Annotated in this window: 22 protein-coding genes, 1 pseudogene and 1 riboswitch; of the genes and pseudogenes, 13 read left to right on the top strand and 10 right to left on the bottom strand. The window is 66.0% G+C overall.

From position 1 onward, the window contains the following. Window positions 1-45: 45 nt before the first annotated feature. The 7 genes from MHM88_RS07545 to MHM88_RS07515 all read left to right on the top strand — a co-directional run bounded on the left by MHM88_RS07545 (window position 46) and on the right by MHM88_RS07515 (window position 7,182). Window positions 46-333: a co-chaperone GroES gene (locus MHM88_RS07545; RefSeq protein ID WP_239320493.1), complete on the top strand. Its 288-nt coding sequence runs from the start codon at window positions 46-48 to the stop codon at window positions 331-333. Between the two features lie 60 nt (window positions 334-393). After that, entirely contained in the window at window positions 394-2,040 is a 1,647-nt protein-coding gene (gene groL, locus MHM88_RS07540; RefSeq protein WP_239320494.1) for a chaperonin GroEL, read from the top strand. A 182-nt stretch (window positions 2,041-2,222) separates the two neighbouring features. Next, the gene (locus tag MHM88_RS07535; protein ID WP_239362145.1) at window positions 2,223-3,092 is read left to right on the top strand and encodes a hypothetical protein; all 870 of its coding nucleotides are present in this window, start codon (window positions 2,223-2,225) and stop codon (window positions 3,090-3,092) included. Window positions 3,093-3,696: 604 nt separating this feature from the next. Further along, window positions 3,697-3,960, top strand: coding sequence for a hypothetical protein (locus MHM88_RS07530; RefSeq protein ID WP_239362143.1), 264 nt, complete (start codon window positions 3,697-3,699; stop codon window positions 3,958-3,960). Between the two features lie 380 nt (window positions 3,961-4,340). Beyond that, the gene (locus MHM88_RS07525) at window positions 4,341-5,198 is read left to right on the top strand and encodes a DMT family transporter (protein ID WP_239362141.1); all 858 of its coding nucleotides are present in this window, start codon (window positions 4,341-4,343) and stop codon (window positions 5,196-5,198) included. Between the two features lie 85 nt (window positions 5,199-5,283). Continuing rightward, the gene (locus tag MHM88_RS07520) at window positions 5,284-6,015 is read left to right on the top strand and encodes an alpha/beta fold hydrolase (protein ID WP_239321404.1); all 732 of its coding nucleotides are present in this window, start codon (window positions 5,284-5,286) and stop codon (window positions 6,013-6,015) included. Between the two features lie 3 nt (window positions 6,016-6,018). After that, the gene (locus MHM88_RS07515; RefSeq protein WP_239362138.1) at window positions 6,019-7,182 is read left to right on the top strand and encodes an alpha-D-ribose 1-methylphosphonate 5-triphosphate diphosphatase; all 1,164 of its coding nucleotides are present in this window, start codon (window positions 6,019-6,021) and stop codon (window positions 7,180-7,182) included. A gap of 188 nt (window positions 7,183-7,370) precedes the next feature. Here MHM88_RS07515 and MHM88_RS07510 read toward each other — a convergent pair whose 3' ends face one another. Continuing rightward, on the bottom strand, window positions 7,371-8,468 hold the full coding sequence (locus tag MHM88_RS07510; RefSeq protein WP_239362135.1) for a 5-(carboxyamino)imidazole ribonucleotide synthase: 1,098 nt from the start codon (window positions 8,466-8,468) through the stop codon (window positions 7,371-7,373). Then, entirely contained in the window at window positions 8,461-8,949 is a 489-nt protein-coding gene (gene purE / locus MHM88_RS07505; RefSeq protein WP_239362130.1) for a 5-(carboxyamino)imidazole ribonucleotide mutase, read from the bottom strand. The genes MHM88_RS07510 and purE overlap by 8 nt, the downstream gene beginning before the upstream one ends. 310 nt (window positions 8,950-9,259) lie before the next feature. Here purE and MHM88_RS07500 point away from each other — a divergent pair, with 310 nt between their 5' ends. Continuing rightward, on the top strand, window positions 9,260-10,462 hold the full coding sequence (locus MHM88_RS07500) for a hypothetical protein (RefSeq protein WP_239362117.1): 1,203 nt from the start codon (window positions 9,260-9,262) through the stop codon (window positions 10,460-10,462). A gap of 123 nt (window positions 10,463-10,585) precedes the next feature. On the opposite strand, the gene MHM88_RS07495 is transcribed toward MHM88_RS07500, so the two are convergent. After that, on the bottom strand, window positions 10,586-10,810 hold the full coding sequence (locus MHM88_RS07495; RefSeq protein WP_239320510.1) for a YdcH family protein: 225 nt from the start codon (window positions 10,808-10,810) through the stop codon (window positions 10,586-10,588). A 241-nt stretch (window positions 10,811-11,051) separates the two neighbouring features. Here MHM88_RS07495 and MHM88_RS07490 point away from each other — a divergent pair, with 241 nt between their 5' ends. The 4 genes from MHM88_RS07490 to MHM88_RS07475 all read left to right on the top strand — a co-directional run bounded on the left by MHM88_RS07490 (window position 11,052) and on the right by MHM88_RS07475 (window position 13,532). Next, window positions 11,052-11,465: an Hsp20 family protein gene (locus MHM88_RS07490; protein WP_239320512.1), complete on the top strand. Its 414-nt coding sequence runs from the start codon at window positions 11,052-11,054 to the stop codon at window positions 11,463-11,465. A gap of 3 nt (window positions 11,466-11,468) precedes the next feature. Continuing rightward, entirely contained in the window at window positions 11,469-11,693 is a 225-nt protein-coding gene (locus tag MHM88_RS07485; RefSeq protein WP_239320514.1) for a DUF1150 family protein, read from the top strand. Between the two features lie 268 nt (window positions 11,694-11,961). Continuing rightward, window positions 11,962-12,852 carry a PhzF family phenazine biosynthesis protein gene (locus tag MHM88_RS07480; protein ID WP_239362114.1) on the top strand — a complete coding sequence of 297 codons (891 nt, stop codon included), beginning with the start codon at window positions 11,962-11,964 and terminating at the stop codon, window positions 12,850-12,852. Window positions 12,853-13,175: 323 nt separating this feature from the next. After that, window positions 13,176-13,532, top strand: a complete 357-nt coding sequence (locus MHM88_RS07475; protein WP_239362103.1) for a GFA family protein — start codon at window positions 13,176-13,178, stop codon at window positions 13,530-13,532. A gap of 137 nt (window positions 13,533-13,669) precedes the next feature. On the opposite strand, the gene MHM88_RS07470 is transcribed toward MHM88_RS07475, so the two are convergent. The 6 genes and pseudogenes from MHM88_RS07470 to MHM88_RS23175 form a co-directional block, all read right to left on the bottom strand. Next, a complete protein-coding gene (locus MHM88_RS07470) occupies window positions 13,670-15,154 on the bottom strand; it encodes an inorganic phosphate transporter (RefSeq protein WP_239320521.1) in 1,485 nt (494 codons plus the stop codon). Between the two features lie 321 nt (window positions 15,155-15,475). Further along, window positions 15,476-15,787, bottom strand: coding sequence for a hypothetical protein (locus tag MHM88_RS07465; protein ID WP_239362101.1), 312 nt, complete (start codon window positions 15,785-15,787; stop codon window positions 15,476-15,478). Window positions 15,788-15,909: 122 nt separating this feature from the next. Next, window positions 15,910-16,116: riboswitch (cobalamin riboswitch) on the bottom strand. 130 nt (window positions 16,117-16,246) lie between these two features. Then, a complete protein-coding gene (locus MHM88_RS07460; RefSeq protein WP_239362081.1) occupies window positions 16,247-17,965 on the bottom strand; it encodes a bifunctional sulfate adenylyltransferase/adenylylsulfate kinase in 1,719 nt (572 codons plus the stop codon). Window positions 17,966-18,191: 226 nt separating this feature from the next. After that, complete coding sequence (locus tag MHM88_RS07455; RefSeq protein ID WP_239362079.1) at window positions 18,192-19,874, bottom strand: adenylate/guanylate cyclase domain-containing protein; 1,683 nt, start codon at window positions 19,872-19,874, stop codon at window positions 18,192-18,194. A gap of 114 nt (window positions 19,875-19,988) precedes the next feature. Continuing rightward, window positions 19,989-20,486: an SDR family NAD(P)-dependent oxidoreductase gene (locus MHM88_RS07450; protein WP_305037628.1), complete on the bottom strand. Its 498-nt coding sequence runs from the start codon at window positions 20,484-20,486 to the stop codon at window positions 19,989-19,991. 160 nt (window positions 20,487-20,646) lie between these two features. Beyond that, window positions 20,647-20,718 (bottom strand): annotated as a pseudogene (locus MHM88_RS23175) (hypothetical protein); the annotation flags it as partial. 282 nt (window positions 20,719-21,000) lie between these two features. On the opposite strand from MHM88_RS23175, the gene MHM88_RS07445 reads away from it, so the two are divergent. Beyond that, window positions 21,001-22,005: an endonuclease/exonuclease/phosphatase family protein gene (locus tag MHM88_RS07445; protein WP_239362078.1), complete on the top strand. Its 1,005-nt coding sequence runs from the start codon at window positions 21,001-21,003 to the stop codon at window positions 22,003-22,005. 143 nt (window positions 22,006-22,148) lie between these two features. Here the strand turns inward: MHM88_RS07445 and trxB are convergent, their stop codons facing one another. Then, window positions 22,149-23,090, bottom strand: coding sequence for a thioredoxin-disulfide reductase (trxB, locus tag MHM88_RS07440; RefSeq protein ID WP_239362077.1), 942 nt, complete (start codon window positions 23,088-23,090; stop codon window positions 22,149-22,151).

The raw sequence follows: 23,090 nt of genomic DNA, 5'->3' as shown, positions 1-23,090 counted from the left end.
GCGTGGGGAAAGGAAACACTTTGAGCCTTTTGAGGAGCTGCAAAGATGGCATTGAAACCGCTTCATGACCGTGTGCTGGTTCGCCGTACCGAAAGCGAAGAAAAAACCGCAGGTGGTCTGATCATTCCCGACAGCGCCAAGGAAAAACCGTCCGAGGGCGTTGTTGTCGCGTGTGGCGAAGGCGCGCGCAAGGACAGCGGCGAGCTGATCGCGATGGCCGTGAATGAGGGTGACCGCATCCTGTTCGGCAAATGGTCCGGCACCGAAGTCACCGTCGACGGCGAAGAGCTGCTGATGATGAAAGAAAGCGACATCATGGGTGTGATCGTCTGAGCCTGACGCTCCGGCACATCCCACATCGCATAACGACAGTATTCTCAAGGAGACTGAAAAATGGCTGCTAAGGACGTCAAATTCGACACCGATGCCCGCAACCGTATGCTCAACGGCGTCAACATCCTCGCCGACGCGGTTAAAGTGACCCTGGGCCCCAAAGGCCGCAACGTGGTTCTGGAGAAATCCTTCGGTTCCCCGCGCATCACCAAGGACGGCGTGTCCGTGGCGAAGGAAATCGAACTGGAAGACAAGTTCGAGAACATGGGCGCCCAGATGGTGAAGGAAGTTGCTTCCCGCACCAACGACGAAGCCGGCGACGGCACCACCACCGCCACCGTTCTGGCCCAATCCATCGTCCGCGAAGGCCTGAAGCAGGTCGCCGCCGGTCTGAACCCGATGGACCTGAAGCGCGGCATCGATCTGGCCACCGACAAAGTTGTCGAGTCGATCAAAGCCATGGCGCGCGAAGTCAAAGATTCTGACGAAGTTGCACAGGTTGGCACCATCTCCGCCAACGGCGAAGCTGAAATCGGCCGCCAGATCGCGGACGCGATGCAGAAAGTCGGCAACGACGGCGTCATCACCGTTGAAGAAAACAAAGGTCTGGAAACCGAGACCGATGTTGTCGAAGGCATGCAGTTCGACCGCGGCTACCTGTCGCCCTACTTCGTGACCAACGCCGACAAGATGACCGCAGAACTCGAAGACTGCCTCATCCTGCTGCACGAGAAGAAACTCTCCTCCCTGCAGCCGATGGTTCCGCTCCTTGAGCAGGTGATCCAGTCCCAGAAGCCGCTCCTCATCATTGCTGAGGACGTCGAAGGCGAAGCGCTGGCAACCCTCGTGGTCAACAAACTGCGCGGCGGCCTGAAAATCGCAGCTGTCAAGGCACCGGGCTTCGGCGACCGCCGCAAGGCCATGCTGCAGGACATCGCGATCCTGACCGGCGGCCAGGTGATCTCCGAAGACCTCGGCATGAAGCTCGAGTCCGTCACCATGGACATGCTCGGCACCGCCAAGAAGGTCCAGATCACCAAGGACGAGACCACCATCGTCGACGGTGCAGGCGAGAAGGCAGAGATCGAAGCACGCGTTGCCCAGATCCGCGCCCAGATCGAAGAGACCACCTCCGACTACGACCGTGAAAAGCTGCAAGAGCGCGTTGCCAAACTGGCAGGCGGTGTTGCCGTGATCCGCGTCGGCGGCATGACCGAAACCGAAGTGAAAGAGCGCAAGGACCGTGTGGACGATGCTCTGAACGCAACCCGCGCAGCTGTGCAGGAAGGCGTGATCGTCGGTGGCGGTGTTGCGCTGGTTCAGGCCGGCAAGGCTCTCGAAGGTCTGACCGGTGTGAACGCAGATCAGAACGCAGGTATCGCAATCGTGCGCCGCGCGCTCGAAGCACCGCTGCGCCAGATCGCTGAAAACGCAGGCGTCGACGGCGCCGTGGTTGCTGGCAAGATCCGTGAATCCGATGACAAGAACTTCGGCTTCAACGCGCAGACCGAAGAATATGGCGACATGTTCTCCTTCGGCGTGATCGACCCGGCCAAGGTGACCCGCACCGCGCTGGAAGACGCAGCCTCGATCGCAGGCCTGCTGATCACCACCGAAGCCATGGTTGCGGACAAGCCGGCCAAGGAAGGCGCAGCCCCCGCAGGCGGCGGCATGCCCGACATGGGCGGCATGGGCGGCATGATGTAAGTCACGCCATCCAGTCCTGGATGAAGACCCTTCGGGGTCGAAAGGGTCGCCCTCGGGCGGCCCTTTTTCTGTGGTTTCTGTGCGTTTTTTCCGTCGGCGGGGCGAATAGGTGGCGGGGCAGGGGTGTTTACAGATCAGACCGCGCAAGACGCGCAGGACAGATTTGACAGAAAGGATATTCCATGCCCCAGAAGATCGACGGCGTTGTGCACCCGAAGACCATTGACGAGGTGCTGAAGGACGATGAGTTTTCCCGGTTCTTCCTCGACGCCTTGCCGAAGGGGGACCGCAAGAACATGTTTCATTTCCTGCTCAACCCGCCACGGAAGGGGCTCCAAGCCTACAACCTCTACATCCGTCCCGGCGGCGATCACCAGATCAAGGGGCTGCCGAAGATGATCGTGCAGGATGCGCAGGCGGCGATGCAGGCGCCCCGCAATCAGGATGCCACCCAATGGACGCCCATCGTGCAGCAATTGCGCCTGCATTGCGTGCAGTTCATGAACGGCAAGGAGCTGCCCACATTCTTCAAGAGTAAGCTGTTTGAGGACTATCACAAGCTGAAGCTGTTCCAGCGCATGCAGATGGTCATGGGCGACACCAAGGCGGCGGCGAAACGTCTGGGCGTGGTCAACGCCTATGATCTGGAGCAGCTGATGCTGGCGATCACCGCCAAGGACCAGAAGAAGGTCGCCGCCTATTGCCGCCTTGTGATCCAGGACAACGGCCTCAGATGCGACGCCAAGACCCTGGTCAAGGCGCTGGTCAACCGCCAGAAACTGTCCAGCGCCGACGCCCCCGCAGACCTCGGCAAACAGGTGAATGTCGATGCCCGGAAGCTGCAGCTCTGCGGCTTTACCAACCCGAAGGACAAGACCCTGCGCGCCGCGGCCACCCGGATGGCCGAGGCGCTGGTGCTGGCGGACCAAAAGATGCTGCTGGCGGCACATAAGGCGCTGATGAAACTGGAACCCAAGGACAGTCTCGCCGGCAAGACCGACCTCAAGGGCATGGTCAAACTGTTCAAGAAATTCAAGCTGGCCACCGACTGACCCGCCGGGGCCGATCCGGTCTCCACCCCGCGCGGACTTGGTGTCGCCAGACCAGGACCTGCCCGGCCCAGCCCCACCCAGCCCGACCCCGTCCGGACCGCGCCCTGCGGTCCGGGTGTCTGGCTGTCGCCCAGCGGCGGGCGCGGGGATTTTGTATCCGAATTGCCACAGCTCATTGTGTTGAGACAATTTTTTGCTGTCGAAAATTTTTGAACCTGTGTTACGACACGCTCGTGTTCAACCAAAGACAGAAGGAGGCACAATATGACCATTGTACTGATGCAGTTGCGCCTCATCACCGGCCGTCCAGCCGGATCTTTTGCCGGTGCCGGTGCCAAGGGAGACTCTCAGCACTGCTGAGGCCGTTTGCCATTCGATTTCGGCTCCGTCTGAGCTGAACACGATTTCCACCCTCTGACAGATCTCTCGTCCGGACCGCATGTCTGCGCGCCCCATCCTGCGCGCTGTCCTGCTCGGCCCCGTCGTCCCGCCCTTCCTGGCCAACAGGGGAGGTGTGCCTGATCCCGCCAGTCCGGGCGATGTCGGTCTGTCAATATTTCAACCCATTGAGAACAGGACCATTCCCCCGGAATGGAAAGACATCATGACCCCGATTGGACCCGAAAACCTGTCATCGCCCCTGCCCACCAGCCCGACCCTCAGCCGTCTGGTGGTGGAGGAGCATTTCCGCTCGCTGAGCCTGCTGCGTCGCCTCGGGCTGGCGCTGCGGCTGGTGCTGATCCGTCGCGCGCCGCGCGCCGGGACCTTGCAAAGCGGTCTGAGCGACCACATTCGCAACGACATCGGCCTGCCCAGCGGCTATGAGCGCGTGGACCCACCGCAGTGGTATCCCCCGCCCCTGATGTAAGCCGGAGGCGGTGCCGGGCCGGAGCGTGCCTCCGGCCCGGCATCCGCCGTGCTCTCCCACCGGGTGCGCGGACCCGTCGCGCAAATACCGCGATGTGCTTGACCTGGCAGGATAAACCGGCAAACGTCAGCGCCATTGACCCCGCATGACCCCGGATGTCCGCGCCCGAAGGCCGACTGCGGGTGCCGGCGCAGCAGGTCTGGCAGCCGCATCCGCACTATCTGAAATGGCACCGGGAACAGGTCTTCAAGGGCTGACAGGCGGCGGCCAGGGGCAATCGACAGGATTGTGTTCCGCCACGATGCGACAGCCGCTTGACAGCGCGCGCGGCAGCGGGCTGGGTGCCCCGACACGCCCCCTCTTGCCTGCGGAGACCCCATATGCGGCTGATTGCCCTTACCTGTATTGTCATGGTCGCCTTTGCGGCGAATTCCATCCTCGGGCGCTGGGCGATCGGGCCGGGGCATATGGATGCCACCGGATTTGGCCTGCTGCGGCTGGCCTCCGGGGCGGGTATGCTGTGGCTGTTGTGCCTGTGGCAGGGGCAACGCCCGGCCGAGGGCTGGCGGCGGTCGCTGGCGGGGGGCGCGGCGCTGACGCTTTATATGGTCGGGTTTTCCGTGGCTTACGTGGCGTTGGATGCCGGTCTGGGGGCGCTGGTGCTGTTCGGGGTGGTGCAGGTGTCGATGTTCGCCTGGAGCCTGCTGCACCGCCAGCCGGTGTCGGCGCTGCAACTGTGCGGTGCGGCTCTGGCGCTCTTGGGGCTGGCCTATGTGGTCTGGCCCGGCGGCACGGTGCAGGCGCCGCTCTGGGCGGTGCTGACCATGGCAGCCGGCGGGCTGGGCTGGGGCATCTACAGCCTGATCGGGCGCGGAGCACGGGCACCGCTGCCGGCGACGGCGGTGAATTTCGCGCTCGCGAGCCTGATGATCCTGCCCGCGGTCTGGATCTGGGGCGGCGGCAGCGTGGTAACGCCGTTTGGTTGCCTGCTGGCGGTGATCTCCGGCGCGGTGACCTCGGGTCTGGGCTATGCGCTGTGGTATCGGGTGCTGCCGCAGATCCCGGCTCCGGTGGCGGCGACGGTGCAGCTCTCGGTGCCGGTGATCGCGATCCTTGCGGGGGCGCTGATCCTGGGCGAGGCGCTGAGCCTGCGGCTGATGATCGGCACGCTGGCGGTGCTGGGCGGGATCGCGGTGGTGATCCTGTGTCCGCCCGCCCGCCGGGCCCGGGTGGCGTAGCGTCAAACCCCTTTCCTGCGCGCGCCGGACCGCCTATGTCAGCACAATGATCCGCTGTGTCCTTGTCCCTGTCCTTGTGCTGCTGATGACCGCTCTGCCGCTGCGTGCCGAGACGGCGCAGAAGGGCTGCGTGATCCTGCTGCATGGGCTGGCGCGCACCGAGACCTCCTTTCTACTGATGGAAGAGGCGCTGACCGCCCGCGGCTACGAGGTGGTGCGCCCCGGCTATCCGTCGACGGAACATGCGGTGGAGCGGCTTGCCGATGCGGTGCTGCCGCGCGCCTTTGACGCCTGCACGCGCACGCCGGTACATCTGGTGACCCACTCCATGGGCGGGATCCTGGTGCGCTATTGGTTGTCGCATACGCAGCCGGTGACGCTGGGGCGGGTGGTGATGCTGGCGCCGCCGAACCAGGGCAGCGAACTGGTCGACGAGATGGGCGACTGGGCGGTGTTCGACTTGTTGCACGGGCCCGCCGGGCAGGAGCTGGGCACCGGCCCCGCCAGCCTGCCGAGGCGCCTGCCGCCGGTCACCTATCCGGTCGGGGTGATCGCGGGCAGCCAGTCGCTGAACCCGGTGTTCTCGGCGCTGATCCCGGGCCCGGATGACGGCAAGGTCTCGGTCGCCAGCACCCGGGTCGAGGGCATGAAGAGCCAGCTGATCCTGCCGGTGACCCACACCTATCTGATGAACAATCCGCGGGTGATCGCCCAGGTGGTGCAGTTCCTGGAGCGGGAGCGGTTTGAGCCTTCGCTTGGCTGGCTCGATGGGGTATTGGGACGCAACTGGGATGGCGGCCTGAACGGGGTGGACTGACGCATGAGCGGGAATGGAACGGTGGCGCTGCGGCTGGTCGGCGCGGATGTGTTGCGGCCGGACGGGCTTGACCGGGGGGGCGTTCTGAGCCTCGCCGGGGGGCGGTTGCGGAACGATGCGGCCGACGGCGCGCGCGAGGTGGACCTGTCGGGCTATCGCATCCTCCCCGGGATCATCGACCTGCACGGCGATGGCTTCGAGCGCCACGTGGCGCCCCGGCGCGGCGCGATGAAGCAGATGGCCGAGGGCATTCGCGCCACCGAGGCCGAACTGGCTGCCAATGGCATCACCACCGGCGTGCTGGCGCAGTTCTATTCCTGGGAGGGCGGCTTGCGCGGGCCGGAGTTCGCCGATCAGGTCTTTGCCGGGATTGCCGAGGTGCGCGACCAGCTGGTCACCGACCTGATCCCGCAGCTGCGGTTCGAGATCCATCTGCTGGAGGCCTATGCCACGCTGCCCGCCCGCATCGCCGACTGGGGCGTGTCCTACGTGGTGTTCAACGACCACCTGCCGCATGACCGTCTTGCCGCGGGCAAGAAGCCGCCCCGGCTGACCGGGCAGGCGCTGAAGGCCGGGCGCAACCCGGAGAAACACTTCGAGATGCTGCTGGAGCTGCACCGGCGCCGGGCAGAGGTCGCCCCGGCGCTGGATGCGCTCTGCGTGACGTTGCAGGCCCAGGGGGTGCGGATCGGCAGCCACGACGATCACAGCGCGCAGGACCGCAGCGCCTGGCGGCAGCGGCGGGCGCGGATCTCCGAATTTCCGGAAACCGCAGAGGCCGCAGAGGCCGCCCGGTCGGCGGAGGATCACGTGATCCTCGGTGCCCCCAATGTGGTGCGCGGCGGCAGCCACAAGGGCAATGCCTCGGCGGTGGAGCTGATCGCGATGGGGCTGTGCGATGCGCTGGCCTCGGACTACCATTACCCCAGCCCCCGCCGGGCGGCGCTGATGCTGGCAAAAACCGGCGTGTTGTCGCTGGAGGCCGCCTGGGCGCTGCTCTCGTCGGGGCCGGCCCGGGTGCTGGGCCTGTCGGACCGCGGCGTGCTCTCGGAGGGCAAGCGCGCGGACCTGGTGATCCTGGATGCGGCCGATCAGGTGGCGGCCACCCTGTCCGGCGGGCGTGTCAGCCATATGAGCGGCGACATCGCGGCCCGTTTCCTCGGCTGAGACAGCCGGGGATTTCCTTTCATCTTTTCAGAAATATCTCGGGGGTTTGGGGGCAGAGCCCCCAGTCCGGCCCTTGCCGCGTTCGCCTGCGGCGGGCAGGGGAGCGCCGCGCGTCAGGCCCGGTGGGCCCTCCTTGCGGCGCGGTCATCCGGCCCGTTCGGGGCCGCATGACATCACATGCGCAGAGGTCAGTAGCCGTCGCGGCCTTCGGTGTGGATCACGCGGTTGACGTGGCCCATCTTGCGCCCCGGCTTGGCCTCGGCCTTGCCATAGAGGTGGATCGCGCAATCGGGGTCACGGGCGAGGTCGGCGATACGCTCCACATCCGCGCCGATCAGGTTCTCCATCACCACATCCGCATAACGGGCGCCGTTGCCGATGGTCCAGCCGGTGATGGCGCGGATGTGCTGCTCGAACTGGTCGATGGTGCAGCCTTCCTGCGTCCAGTGGCCGGAGTTGTGCACCCGCGGCGCGATCTCGTTCACCACCAGCCCGTGGGCGGTGACAAAGATCTCCACCCCCAGCACGCCGACATAATCCAGCGCGTTCAGGATCCGGCCCGCCATCAGCACTGCGTCCATGCTCTGGCTGGTGTTGAGGTTGGCGGGCACCGTGGTGGTGCTGAGGATGCCTTCCAGATGCACGTTCTCGCCGGGGTCATAGCAGGCGACCTTGCCGTTGAGGCTGCGCGCCGCGATCACCGAGACCTCGTGGCTGAAGGGCACAAACCCCTCCAGCACCGCCGGTGCGCCCTGCATGGCGGCAAGCGCCTCGGCGGCCTCTTCGGGGGCCATGATCCGGGCCTGGCCCTTGCCGTCATAGCCAAAACGACGGGTCTTGAGGATCGACGGCGTGCCGACCTGTTCCAGCGCCGCGTCGAGGTCGGCGGCATCGTTGACCTCCGCAAAGGGGGCGGTGGCCAGGCCGAGATCCGTCAGGAAGGTCTTCTCGGTCAGCCGGTCCTGCGACACCCGCAGCGCCTCGCGGCCCGGGCGGATCGGCTTCAGCTCCTCAAGGATGTCGAGCGCCGATGTGGGGATGTTCTCGAACTCGTAGGTGATGACATCCACCGTCTCGGCAAAGGCGCGCAGGGCGGCCTCGTCCTCGTAACCGGCGGTGGTGACCCGGTCGGCCACATGACCCGCGGGCGGGTTGGCGGAGGGCTCGAAGATATGGGTGGTGAACCCCAGCCGCGAGGCGGCGACCGAGAGCATGCGGCCCAGCTGGCCGCCGCCAAGGATGCCGATCACGGCACCGGGTTCCAGGATCAGGTCGAGATCAGTCATCACGGGGCTCCTCGGGGATGGAGGCGGCAAGGGCATCGCGCCAGGCATCAAGCCGGGCGGCAAGGGCGGTATCGCCGGTGGCCAGGATGCCGGCGGCCATCAGCCCGGCATTGGCGGCACCGGCGGCGCCGATCGCCATGGTGGCAACCGGAAATCCCTTGGGCATCTGGACGATGGAATAGAGGCTGTCGACACCGGACAGCGCGCGGGTCTGCACCGGCACGCCGACCACCGGCACGCGGGTCTTGGATGCCATCATGCCGGGCAGATGCGCCGCCCCGCCGGCCCCGGCGATAATCACATGCAGGCCCCGGTCGGCGGCGGTCTTGCCATAGTCCCAGAGCCGGTCCGGGGTGCGATGGGCGGAGACGATGCGCGTCTCATAGGCCACGCCCAGTTCATCCAGGATGTTTGCGGCTTCCTTCATCGTGGGCCAGTCGGACTGGCTCCCCATGATGATCCCTACTTTGATATCGGCCATGTCTTGCCTCTGCGGTGGAAGGAGCCGGCACCTTAGCGAAATTGCCTGAAATGGCAATGCGCTGCGGCAGCAGATTTGCCGCAGGCGCCCCTCGGCGCCCGCCGGGACGGGGATCTGGCGAGCAGGCGATGGGCACAGGTTGCAGGACGGAAGCCGGGGCACGGCATCGGGCCAGGGCACGCGCCCAACGCGGGAATGGCACAACCGACGCTGCCCTCTGGTCTTTGGCGCCGGTTTCGGGCCATGTTGGCGCGCGCGGCGCTGGGCTGCGGCCCGCGCCGCGACAAGACATCGACATCGGAAAGACGCCATGATCCTCAATGCCTCCATCGTGCTGGTCTGCGTGCTGGTCGGCCTGGTCCTGATGCTGCCGCGGGTGGCGGGGGCGCGAATCTGGCGCGCCACGGTGACGCCGCTGGCCTCGATCATCGGCAGCGGCTTTCTGGTGCTGGGACCGATTCTCGACACCCATTTCGGGGTTTGGGCCCCGGCGGTGATGGCGCTGCTCTGCGCGCTGGCCTACGGCTATGGCGCGGTGATGCGCCACAATATCGCCTGGCTCGACAGCGGCACGCCGCAGGACCGGCTGGATCACCGGCTGGAGCAGCTCGGCGCGCTGGCGCTGGCCTTCGCCTATTTCGTGTCGGTGGCCTATTACCTGAACCTGCTGGGCTCCTTTGCGGTCAGCCTGACGGATCAGACGGCACAGCAGGGCGCGGAGCAGGGGCGGTTGGTCACCTCGGGCGTGTTCCTGCTGATTCTGCTGGTGGGCTGGACCCGGGGCTTTGGCGCGCTGGAGCGGCTGGAGGAGGTCTCGGTCGGGGTCAAACTGGCAATCATTGCGGGGCTTCTGGTCGCGCTCGGCTGGCGGTTCGCGGATCAGGCCGGGGCTGGCGCGCTGGTGCTGCACCTGCCGGAAACGGTTGGCTGGCAGGCGGTGACGCTGGTGTTTGGTCTGCTGGTGACGGTGCAGGGGTTCGAGATCACCCGATACATGGGGGCGGAATATGACGCCGGCACGCGTATCCGGTCGATGCGCTATGCGCAGGGGCTCTCGGCGGCGATCTACATGGTCTACATCCTGTTCCTGACCTTTCTCTACCAGCCGGGGCAGGCGGCGCTGAGCGAGACCGCGATCATCGCCTTTACCGCGCAGGTGGCGCCGGTGCTGCCGATGCTGCTGATCGCGGCGGCGCTGAGTGCGCAGTTCTCGGCCGCGGTGGCCGATACCGGCGGCGCAGGCGGGCTGGTGGCCGAGGTCACCGGCGGGCGGGTCCCGGCACATGGGGTCTATGCGATGCTGGCGGCGGCGGGGCTGCTGATGACCTGGGGGCTGAGCGTGTTCGAGATCATCGGCTATGCCTCGCGGGCCTTTGCCTTTTACTACGCGCTGCAATCGCTGATCGCCGCCCGCCGGGCGTGGCACGCGGGGGCGGGCCGGCGCGCGCTGGCCTTTGCCGCGCTGGCGGCGTTGGGCGCGGTGATTGTGGTGTTTGGGGCCGGTGTGGAATAGTCAGACACAGGGCTGCCTCCCCGCGCAGACGGAGGCGGGAGCGCGCCTGCATATCGCAACATGTCAACGGCGACGCCCCCGACCACAGTCCTAGACCACAGCCCCGGACAACTGCGCCGGGGATCAGGCGATGATGTCGGGCAGCAGGCGGTCTTCGATCAGGGAGATCTTGTCCTTCAGCACAAGCTTCTGTTTTTTCAGCCGCCGGATCGTCAGCGGATCTGCGGTGCCTTTTTCCTCCAGCGCCTGGATCGCCTCGTCCAGATCCCGATGCTCGCGGCGGAACACTTCAAGCTCCACCCGCAGGACATCTTCGGTGGCCATGGACAGATCGGTCTGCTCGTTCATGTGGGTCTCTTGCTCAGGTGGATCGAGGGACAGGCGCGGGGCACAAAGGACAGGCGTGTTAAGAACAGGGAAACGATAGGCAGTTTAGGCTCAGTCCGGGCACAAGGCCAGAGGTCTCTGTGCGCCGAAAGCGAAACCCGGGACTTGTGAAACGGCAGATACATCCCATATTCTATATCACAGCGGTTGCCAGATTGGGACCGAAAGAAACCGTCGCTTTAGAATTAAGGACGAGAATACAGTGTCGAAACTTACCTTGGGCTCATACCCGCATATGCTGGGGTTCGAGCAGCTGGAACGCCTGCTGGAGCGCTCTGCCAAATCCGGCAACGAAGGCTACCCCCCCTATAACATCGAACAGACCTCCGATGATTCCTACCGTATCACGCTCGCGGTGGCGGGATTTGCCGAGGAGGATCTGGCGATCACGGTCGAGGATCGCCAACTCGTGATTCGGGGACGGCAGCGTGACGATACCGACGGGCGTATCTTCCTGCATCGCGGCATTGCCGCCCGCCAGTTCCAGCGCATGTTCGTGCTGGCCGATGGCGTCGAGGTCGGCGAGGCGGTGATGGAAAATGGTCTGCTGCATGTGGACCTGACCCGGTCGCGGCCCGAAACCGTTGTGCAAACCATCAACATCAAGAAGGGGTAAATCATGCAGACACCAGTGGACATGGCGCAAACCGGCGGTCGCACCGTCTATGTCAAGACCGTCGCCGTCGCCGATCTGCCCAAGGATGTGCAGGCCTCGGTGCCCGGGCGCAAGCAGCTCTACGCGGTCCATGACGAGGCCGGCGAGCAACTGGCGTTGGTCGCGGACCGCAAGATGGCCTTTGTGCTGGCGCGTCAGCACGACTATGCGCCCGTCGCGGTGCACTGACCCCGACAGGCGTGCGTGGCCGCAGTGACCGGCCACCGCAAAAGAGATGACCGGACCCCGGACCTCTGCCAGAGGTGCGGGGTCTTTTGCATTCCGGGTCCGGCTGCGGGGCGCGCGGTACGGGTCGGGTCGGTGCATGCGGGCTGGGAGATTTGTATCGGCACAGGGCGGCGGGCTTGAGCTTTGCCCCCCAAGCTGCTTGCCTGCGCCGGATTGCCCCCGGGCGCAGCCGCGCACCGGGGGCAGGGGCCTCAGAGGGGAGCAGGAGATGCCGGAGTTTCAGTTCGATTGGGTCGACGCCTTCACCGACCGTCCGTTTGGCGGCAATGGCTGCGCGGTGGTGCATGGCGGCGCGCATCTGCCCGCGGCGGTGGCCTGCGCCTATGTGCGCGAGACATCGCTGGTGGAATGCACCTTTACCGGCCCGTCGGAGGTGGCGGACATCCGGGTGCGCTATTTCCTTGCCAGCCGGGAGATCCCCTTTGCCGGGCATCCCACGATTGCGACGGTGGCGGCGATGCGCGACCGTGGCCTGATCACGGGCGACCGGCTGACGCTGGAGACCGGCGCGGGCATCGTGCCGGTGGTGCTGGAGGGCGATCAGATCGTGATGCAGCAGGTGGCGCCGACGTTCGGGCCGCGCCCGGATCCGGCGCTGGTGGCGGCGGCGATTTCGCGGCCGGTGGCGGAGATCGTCGGCCAGCCGCAGCTGGTTTCGACCGGGCTGCCGTTCTGCATCACGGTGCTGAAGGATCACGCCGCGCTCAAGGCCGCCCGGCTCGATGCGACGGCGATGCAGGCGCTGGGAGCGGCCCTCGGTGCGGATGGCAGCGATGTGATGGAGCCCTTCCTGGTCACGCTGGAAGGCGCGACCGCTGGCGGGGACACGTTTTCGCGTCTGTTGATGCTGCCGCCGAGCCCGCCGGAAGATCCGTTCACCGGTTCGGCCACGGGCGCCATGGCGGCCTACCTGTGGCACCACGGGCTGATGGAGCCCGCGCGGTTTGTCGCCGAACAGGGACATCTGATGGGACGTCCCGGGCAGGCAGTGGTCTCTCGGGTTGGTCCGGTTGATGCGATCAAGGGCGTGCGCGTCGGGGGCACCGGCTTTGTGCTGATGCGTGGGAGCGTGGTCCTGCCCGAGGCCCTGACAGGCTGAGCCGCCGACGCGCACGCCCGGCAACGACCACCTGCGGCATACGAGCCCTCAGTGGCGGGGGCGCTCCCGCCCATATGCCATGCCCCTGGCGGGACCCGGCCTCTGGTTGGGCCCGGCGCGGCGCGCGCCCGAAGGGCGCGCGCCGCGCTGGTCGCTCCGGTCGCAGACCGGAGCGAAACACCTCCGTCCAAACGCCCCGTGAATGCCTTGAAATACGATTTGTGTTCATGCTATGTTCCTGCATCTTGAATAGGACAGCGTCCGGGCTGCGGGAGGGAAACATGATTGACGGAAGTTGTTGCTGCGGGGCCGTGAGGTTCACCTTGAGCGCGCCCCCATCCATGATGGGCACCTGTCATTGCAGCCGCTGCCGCAAGCTGGGCGCGGCGGTGATGGTGTTCATCCGGCGGGACAATCTCAGCTGGGTGCAGGGGCGCGAGGATGTGGCGCTCTATCAGCCAGAGGCCCCTTATACCTACGGGCGGTGCTTCTGCCGGCGGTGCGGCACCTCGCTGGGGGAGATCCTGTCGCAGGAGGAGAGCTTCCCGATTTCGGCCCATGCGCTGGATGGCGACCTCGACCTGCGCAATCGCTTTCACGAGTTCGTCGCCGAGAAGCCCGCCTGGTTGCCGATTTGTGATTCCGCCGAGCAGTTCGAAGGGCACCCGGTGATGTCGTGAGGCGGCGGCTCTGGGGGCGGCTGCGGGCCTGCCCTGGCGATACCAGCGCCGCCGCCGCCGGTCACCCGCGGCCAGACATGCAAAACGGCCCGCCGGCAGGGGCGGGCCGCGTGTTTCAGATCCGTCCGGGGGGCGGGTCAGCCCAGCAGGCGGGAGATCAGCAGGAACAGCCCGCCGGACAGGGTGGCGGCGGCCGGAACGGTGATGACCCAGGCCGCGACGATGGTCATGAAATGCGACCGGCGCACCAGCTTGCGGCGCCGGCGCTCGGCAGCGCCGATGCGGGGGGCGTCCGGGGCCGCGGTCTTGGCCTTGCGCATTCGGCGCTCGGTGTCCCATTCGCGGAAGAAACCGACCCCGAACACACCGCCGATGGCGATATGGGTGGAGCTGACCGGCAGGCCGAGCCAGCTGGCCACGATCACCGTGATCGCCGCCGACAGCGCCACGCAATATGCGCGCATCGGGTTCAGCTTGGTGATCTGGCTGCCGACCATGCGGATCAGCTTGGGGCCGAACAGGAACAGGCCGAAGGAGATCCCGAAGGCGCCGATGATCATCACCCAGAAGGGGATCGAGACGGCCTGGGTGAAATCGCCGGAGGTCGAGGCCTGCACGATCGCCGCCAGCGGCCCCACCGCATTGGCGACGTCATTGGCGCCATGGGCAAAGCTGAGCAGCGCCGCGGAGACGATCAGCGGGATCGCAAACAGCACCTTCAGCGACTTGTTGCGGTTCTCCAGCCCCCGCGACTGGCGGCGGATCACCGGGATCATCACCAGCCAGATCGCCAGTGCCACACCGACCCCGATCAGCAGCGCGTCGGTCAGCTCGATCTTGACGATCCGTTTCAGCCCCTTGACCGAGAGATAGGCGGCAAAGGCGCCGCCCATGATGCCCACCAGCACCGGCACCCAGGTGCGGGCGGCGGCGATCTTGTCGTCGCGGTAGATGATGCGGGACTTGATGAACCACAGGAAGGCGGCGGCGATCAGACCGCCCAGCATCGGCGAGATCACCCAGCTGGCGGCGATCGCCCCCATCTTGGGCCAGTTCACGGCGGCAAACCCGGCAGCGGCAATGCCCGCGCCCATGACGCCCCCGACCACCGCATGGGTGGTGGAGACCGGGGCCCCGATCCAGGTGGCGAGGTTGACCCAGAGCGCCGAGGCCAGCAGCGCCGCCATCATCGCGGCGATAAAGATGGTGGAGCTGGCCATGCTGCTGGGTGCGATGATGCCCTTGGCGATGGTCGAGACCACGTCGCCCCCCGCGATCAGCGCCCCGGCGCTTTCGAAGATCGCGGCGACGACAATGGCAAAGCCCATCGACATCGCATTGGCGCCCACCGCGGGGCCCATGTTGTTGGCCACGTCATTGGCGCCGATGTTCAGCGCCATATAGGCCCCGAAAGCGGCGGCGATGACGACGATGACGGTATTGTCCGCATCCCCCACGATCAGACCGGTCGCCGCGGCGACGATCAGGATGAACACGAAGGCGATCCCCAACCCGACGTTGGATCGGCCCACAAATGCGGTGGCCTGTTCCAGCGAGGACAGGCGATCGAGGTCGCGGTCCAGCGTTTCAAGGTGACGCGGCTCTAGATCGGTCTTGGACACCTGTCCTCTCCTCTGTATCTGCGCGTCGCGTCTGTAACGGTTTTGTGACAGTCCGGCAATGGCGGCAAACAGTCGACCGGACCGCGCCGCAGACCAGAGTGCCGGCGGCGCGCGCGTGCAGGTGCTGAGACGGGAGATGCCGGGGCGGGACAGCCAGTTGGCGCCGGGCCGCAAGCCGTAGCGCGCTGCGGCAAGACACATCAGGCGCCGGTGCCTGACGTGATTCTTCATCTCTGTGCAACAGCGGCGCCTCTGGCTTGCCCGTGCAGGCGGGGACTTGGTCCGGGGGGCGGCGGGCGCGCGGGCCGGTGGGTCAGGAGATCACTGCGGCATGCGGCGGCTGCGCCGGGCGGCGGCGCCCCCACGCCGGGTGCGCGGCGGCAGCGTCAACGTCAGCGGCTGCGGCGGCATATGCAGCGAGGCCCGCAGCAGGTCACAGAAGGCGGCAACCGCCGGCGACACCTCGGCAAAGGGGACGGCTAGGTCCAGCGCATGTTGCGCTTCGCGGTGGTAGCTCGCCCGGCCATTGAGCGCGCCCAGCCATTGCATGTAGCCCAGCTGGGCCATGCGGTCTGCCTCTTGGGCGGGCAGGGGGCCCACGTCAAGTTGTCGGATGGTCAGTTCAAGAATCATCACGCCCTCCGCGCAAAGGGGCGGGCCAAACGGGCAACGGCGATGTGTCAGGTCCAGTGCGGGCCATGTCGGTCTCTCCGTCCCAGGGCACCCCGCCCGGGTAAAAAGTGACTGAGGCGCGACCGCGTCGCACCCGAGATGGCAGGTCTCCTGACTCGCGGGTCGCAGCCCGTCTCCGTACCTTCCCGGACCCGAGGTCCAGTGGCGTCTTTGGAGAGGCTCGCCGCTTACAGTTGCGGGGGCAGTCACGGATTTAGGCAAGGCGCCTGCACCGTATTCCCTTTTCAGCCGGACCTGTCGATCCGGGCACCATCGCGGAAAGGATTGCAGGAACCGCGTGGCCTGTCCAGTCGGAATTCACGCCCCCGGGAGGCTGGCCCCGGGAACTGGCGAGGCAGAATAGAAAAACGGCCCGCCGGGAAGGGCGGGCCGTTTGCGATTGGTCAGGGCGCGGCAGGATCAGTTGCCGTTGATGAGGCCCATGCTTTCCAGCTTGAGCAGCACCTGATGGGCGCAGTTGTCGACCTCGACATTCTCGGTTTCGACGCTCAGCTCCGGGTTCTGCGGCACGTCGTAAGGGTCGGAAATGCCCGTGAATTCCTTGATCTTGCCCTCACGCGCCAGCTTGTAGAGACCCTTGCGGTCGCGGCGTTCGCATTCCTCGATCGAGGTGGCGACATGCACCTCGACAAAGGCGCCGTACTGTTCGATTTCCTCGCGCACGTGGCGGCGGGTGGCCGCATAGGGCGCGATCGGGGCACAGATGGCGATACCGCCGTTCTTGGTGATCTCGGAGGCGACATAGCCGATGCGCTTGATGTTGAGATCGCGGTGCTCTTTCGAGAAGCCCAGCTCGGAGCTGAGGTTCTTGCGCACGATGTCGCCATCCAAGAGCGTCACCGGACGGCCGCCCATCTCCATCAGCTTGACCATCAGCGCGTTGGCGATGGTGGATTTGCCGGAGCCGGAGAAGCCGGTGAAGAACACGGTGAAACCCTGCTGCGAACGCGGCGGCTTGGTCTTGCGCAGCTCGGCCACCACCTCGGGGAAGGAGAACCACTCGGGGATTTCCAGACCTTCGGCCAGGCGGCGACGCAGCTCGGTGCCGGAGATGTTGAGGATGGTCACGTCATCCTTGTCGGCGATCTCGTCGTTGGGCTCGTACTGGGCGCGCTCCTGCACATAGACCATGTGCTTGAAGTCGACCATTTCGATGCCGATTTCCTCCTGATGGGCGCGGAACAGGTCCTGCGCGTCATAGGGGCCGTAGAAATCTTCGCCGGCGGAGTTCTTGCCGGGGCCGGCGTGGTCGCGGCCAACGATGAAATGGGTGCAGCCGTGGTTCTTGCGGATCAGCCCGTGCCAGACGGCCTCCCGCGGGCCGGCCATGCGCATCGCCAGGTTCAGGAGGCTCATGGAGGTGGTGGCTGCCGGGTATTTGTCCAGCACCGCCTCGTAGCAACGCACGCGGGTGAAGTGGTCCACATCGCCCGGTTTGGTCATGCCGACGACGGGGTGGATCAGCAGGTTGGCCTGGGCTTCACGCGCGGCGCGGAAGGTCAGCTCCTGGTGGGCGCGGTGCAGCGGGTTGCGGGTCTGGAAGGCCACGACCTTGCGCCAGCCCAGCTTGCGGAAATAGGCGCGCAGCTCGTTCGGGGTGTCGCGGCGGGCGCGGAAGTCGTAGTGGACGGGCTGCTGGATGCCGGTCACGGGGCCGCCGAGGTAGATCTTGCCCGCCTGGTTGTGCAGGTAGTTCACCGCCGGATGCGCCTCGTCATCGGCGCCAAAGACCTTTTCCGCCTCGCGGGCCTTGTTCGGCTCCCAACGGTCGGTGACGGTCATGGTGGCGAGGATCACGCCTTCCTGGTCGCGCAGGGCGATGTCCTGGCCGATTTCGATGGAGGAGGCGAAGTCCTCGGAGACGTCCAGGGTGATCGGCATCGGCCACAGCTGGCCATCCGCCAGGCGCATGTTCTCGACAACGCCGTTGTAGTCCTCTTCGGAGAGGAAGCCCTTGAGCGGGTTGAACCCGCCGTTCATCAAAAGTTCTAGATCGCAAATCTGGCGCGGGGAAAGGTCATGGCTGGTCAGTTCAGCGGCTTCGACCTTCAGTTTCTGCGCGGAGTCATAAGATACATAGAGCTCCGGGATCGGAGCCAAATTGCTCAACATGGTCATGGGGCGTCTCTTTCGTCTGGCATCACCGCTGCACGCTGCAGCGCTCGGGGCGGGCAATACCCTTTCCGCATGTCCGAAGTCTAGCGGTGCCAGAGAAAAAGGAAATCATGGGCTTTTTCCGCCGAGATTGGATCGCTGGTCCGCAATTGGCGCCGGGAACGGAACAGATTTCAGCCTTTTGCAAAGCTGCGCAGGCCGGATGGTCCGCGGGCGCGCGCCAGCTGTGTCACGAGGCGGCGGGCTGGCCGGCAATCAGGCTGTCGAGACTGGAGGCGCGCGGCAGGGGCAGGGCGGTCACCGGGCCGTCGACGCCGCGCAGGGTGAAGGTCTCAAAGGCCAGCGGCACCTCCGCCACTCCGGCCGCGTCGAAGACCTCGCGCGAGACCAGGATCTCGACGCCGAGGTCCTTGGTCTTGGCCTCCAGCCGGCTGGCGGCATTGACGGTGGCGCCGATCAGGGTGCGCGGTGCCAGCCCGGCGGCGCCGATCTCGCCCAGCACCACGGTGCCCAGGTGCAGCCCCATGCCGATGCGCACCGGATCCTCGCCTTCGGAGGCCAGAACCCGGTTGAACCGCGCCAGGGCGACGCCGATATTGGCCGCCGCCGCCAGCGCCGCCTCGGCAGAGGAGGCCGCATCGCGGGTTTCGAACAGCGCCAGCATGCCGTCGCCCATGTATTTGTCGACGGTGCCGCCGGTGCGGGTGACCTCGGGCACGATGGCGTCAAAGAACCGGTTGAGCAGAAACACCACGTCATAGGGCAAGAGCCCCGCCGAGCGCGCGGTAAAGCCGCGGATGTCGAGGAACAGCACCGCGATGGTCTTTTCCTCGCCACCGGCGGCATGGACCTGGCGGCGGCCCTTGGGGGAATAGACCCGTTTAACCGTCAGCGCCGAGGTGGGGCGGATCTGGCAGGCCAGCCGCATGTTGTCGGCGGCGTTCACCGCCCGGAGGCTGCGGGCCTCGGCGGGGCTGGGGTCCGGCAGGCTGTCGAGCCCGTCGGTCACGGCGACCCGGCAGGTGGTGCAGCGGCCCTTGCCGCCGCAGAGCGAGGGATGCGCGATGCCTTTCATCTGCGACATCTCCAGCAGCGTCAGCCCCCGGTCGGCGGTGATCTCGGGGCCGTCCTCATAGGTGATCCGCACCGAGCGGCTGCGCTGGATCAGGCGGCGCAGTGCGAAACAGCCCATGGCCAGCCCGAGCAGGCCGAAGAACACAAAGACGCCGACGTTGGTTGCATGGGCCAGTTGCGCCAGTTCGGCGGCGTCGGGCCAGTTGTAATCGGCCATGATCTGGGCGGCAAAACCATCCTCGGCAAAAAAGTCCCACATGCGCCGCCCTTCGGTCACCAGACCGGCCAGCGCCAGCGCCGGGACCAGCACCGCGACGCCGATCATGTAGGGCACCGCATGCTGCCACCAGCGGGTCAGCCGCAGCCACATGTGCAGGCCGATGCAGCCGTGCACCCAGACCGCCAGCAGCAGCAGATACTGGTGCAGCGCCTCCGGCCCGGTCCAGAGCATGAGAATGATCGAGGACATCTCGTCCTCCAGCCCGTAGATGCGGGCGGCGTAGTTGGTGTGCACCACATGCTGGATCAGTTGCAGCGGGATCAAGACCCCGAGGGTCAGTTGCAGCCACTGGGTGAGGCTCATGCGCAGGGTCCGCCGCATCGCCACCTGCCACAGCGCCAGCCCGGCGTGCACCAGCAATGATGCATAGAGCACGATCTGGCCGGGCAGGGATTTGGTCACCGCCTCGCGCGCCTCCTGCACCGCCTCCAGCAGATCCGGCGACACCAGCCCGGCGGCGACATTGAGGAAGTGGAAGAAGGCAAAGGTGAACAGCACCAGCCCCGAGACCAGCCGACTGCGTTGAATCCAGTTGCCCTGCCAGAGTGCCTGCGCCACGTGTGAACGTTCCCCATGAGGTGTTTCACCCGGTTTAGGCGATCCGCGACGGGCTGTCACCTGCGGGATCGGCAAGGCGGGGGCGCCGCATGCAGGATCGGCACGGGCGCCGGATCACGGCAGGCTGAGTTTCGCCATGCGTCCGCCATCGACCGCATAGACCTGTCCGGTGATGAAACCGGCCTCCGCCGAGGCGAGAAACGCCACCATTCCGGCGACATCCTCGGGACGCCCGATCCGGTCCACCGGGTGGATGTGGCGCAGGTCGCGGGCAAAGGCGTCGGGGTCCGGGGCGGCGGCGATCATGGTCCGGTTGAGGTCGGAGTCGATCCAGCCCGGCGCCACCGCATTGCAGCGAATGCCCTCGGCACCATGATCCACCGCCACTGCGCGGGTGAGCCCGTGCAACCCGGCCTTGGTTGCGGAATAGGCCGCGTGGTTGGGATTGGTGCCGATGCCCTCGATCGATCCGGTGTTGACGATCACACCCTGGCTGCGACGCAGGTGCGGCAGCGCCGCCTTGATGGTCAGAAACGGGGCCGAGAGATTGAGCGCGAGATTGCGCTGCCAATCGGCGAAGGTCATGTCCTCGATCCGGGCCTCCTGCATCATGCCGACATTGTTGACCAGAATGTCCAGCTGGCCGGTGCGCGATCACTGCGTCGATCACCTGTTGCGGGCTCTCGGGATCAGTGAAATCCGCCCGGATGCTGTCGAACTCCTCGTCGTCGCCCCGTTGCGCGGTCATGACCCGGGCTCCCTCCGCGGCCAGCCGTTGGGCAATGGCGCGGCCAATTCCGGTTCTGCCGCCGGTCAAAAGCGCTGTTTTTCCGTTGAAACGCATCGGGTCCCTCCTGTCGTGAAACTCTGCGCGCAGACCGCCACGACGCAGGGGCCGTGCTAGCAGGGCGGGGCGATCCGACCTGTGGGTTTCCGTCATGATCGCGACCGGAGACGACTGTGCGCGGATGAACCCTGCCGGCGCGCGCGTTCCTCTGGGCGGAGGCGTGCCGGTATGTGACGGACAATTAACGGTGGCCGCTATTGCTCTGTTATACGGGTGTCATCAACTCAGGGCTGCATGGGCGGGTGCCGATGGGGCACGCGGGTCATCGGGAGGGCTGTGATGAAAATCATGAACTGGAACATCGAGTGGATGAACAACTGGTTTTCTGGCAATCACGATCCGCAGTGGGGCAGCGGGTCGCTCAGCGCCGGGGACGCCCATGTGGTGGCGGCGCGGGTGGCCAATGTCATCCGCGATGTGGACCCGGATGTGCTCTGCGTGCAGGAAGGCCCCAGTGCGATGCCGGAAATGCAGCTCTTCATCGAGGCGCATCTGTCCGACAATGGCGTGCCGCGCTACGAGGCGCTGATCGGCAAGGCGGGCGGCGCGCAGAAGCTCTATGTGCTGACCAAGGTGGGCGGCGCGGTGGCGGCGATCGACCATGCCACCGACGCGCCGACGCAAGAGCTGGAAAACGTGTGGCAGGCCGATGTCGATGGCGACCTCCTGTTGCAACCCTATGATTTCACGCGGCTTCCCATGGTCGTCGACCTTGACCCCCAGGCGGGCGCGCCGCTGCGGATCGTGGTGCTGCACACCAAGTCCAAATATGTCCACAACGGTCAGGCGCTGTTTGGCAACCCGGCGCGGCGGCATGAATTCATCGCCGCCGCGATGAAGGCCCGGCGCCGGATCTCTGCCGAGGGGTTCCGCCTGCGCAGCTATCTGGACCAGCTGGTCGCTGCCGATGCCGGGGCACGGGTGATTGTCACCGGCGACTGGAATGATGGTCCGGGGCCGGATTTCTTTGAACGTCAGTATCTGACCCATAATATCGCCGACATCGTGCTGGGCAGCACCTTCTATCCCGACCTGATCTTTCGCCATCCGGTGCTGGAGCGGGTGCCCTCCACCGCGCTGTTCACGGCGCGGTTTGACGATTTTGTCGACGACATCCCGGACCGGCCCTTGCTGCTGGATCATTTTGCGGTGTCGCCGGGTCTGCACGGGGACATCCGCGATGCCGGGATTGCGCATGCGGAATACGAGCGCGAACTGGAGGGCAGCGGCGCGGCCCGCACCCAGCGGGCCAGCGATCACCGTCCGATCTGGTTGACGCTCTGACAGCGGTTGCGATCAGGCGATTGAAAACGGCTCCCGAAGAGACCTCTCCGGGAGCCGTTTTTTGATTTTGGGCCAGGGTCTTGTGCCAAGATCTTGAGCAGGGTTCGTAACCGGGATCCGGGACAGAACTCCGGGGCGGGCGGTTACTCCTGCTCGGCTAGGAACCGTTCGGCGTCCAGCGCGGCCATGCAGCCCATGCCGGCGGAGGTCACCGCCTGGCGATACTTGTGGTCGGTGAGGTCACCGGCGGCAAAGATGCCGGGGATCGAGGTCTCGGTGGTGCCGGGCTTGACCTTCACATAGCCGCCATTGTGGGTCTCCAGCACGTCCTTGACCAGCTCGGTGGCAGGCGCGTGACCGATGGCGACAAAGACGCCCTTGGCCGGGATCTCGGTGATCTCGCCGGTCTTGGTGTGTTTCACCCGCACGCCCTCGACGCCGAGGGGGGCATCGGTGCCGACGACCTCTTCCAGCTCGTGGAACCACAGCGGCTCGATCTTGGGGTTCTTCATCAGCCGGTCGATCAGGATCTTTTCGGCGCGTAGCTCGTCACGGCGGTGGATCAGCGTGACTTTGGAGGCAAAGTTGGTGAGGAACAGCGCCTCTTCGACGGCGGTGTTGCCGCCGCCGATCACCACGATTTCCTGACCGCGATAGAAGAACCCGTCGCAGGTGGCGCAGGCGGAGACGCCAAAGCCCTTGAACTTCTCTTCCGACGGCAGGCCCAGCCATTTGGCGCGCGCGCCGGTGGCGAGGATCACCGCATCCGCCGTGTAGGTGGTGCCGCTGTCGCCCTTGGCCACAAACGGGCGGGTGGACGTGTCGAGCGAGGTGATGATGTCGCCGATGATCTCGGTGCCCATCGCCTTGGCGTGGGCTTCCATGTTGACCATCAGGTCGGGGCCCTGGATCTCGGTGTGGCCGGGCCAGTTCTCCACCTCGGTGGTGGTGGTCAGCTGGCCGCCGGGCTCGATGCCCTGCACCAGAATCGGCTCCAGCATCGCGCGGCTGGCGTAAACGGCGGCGGTGTAGCCGGCCGGGCCGGAGCCGATGATCAGGACCTTGGTGTGGCGCGTGTCGCTCAT

The sequence above is a fragment of the Epibacterium sp. MM17-32 genome, assembly GCF_022348205.1.
In the GTDB taxonomy this organism is placed as follows: Bacteria; Pseudomonadota; Alphaproteobacteria; order Rhodobacterales; family Rhodobacteraceae; genus Epibacterium.
This window is presented reverse-complemented; position numbering and strand designations above follow the sequence as displayed.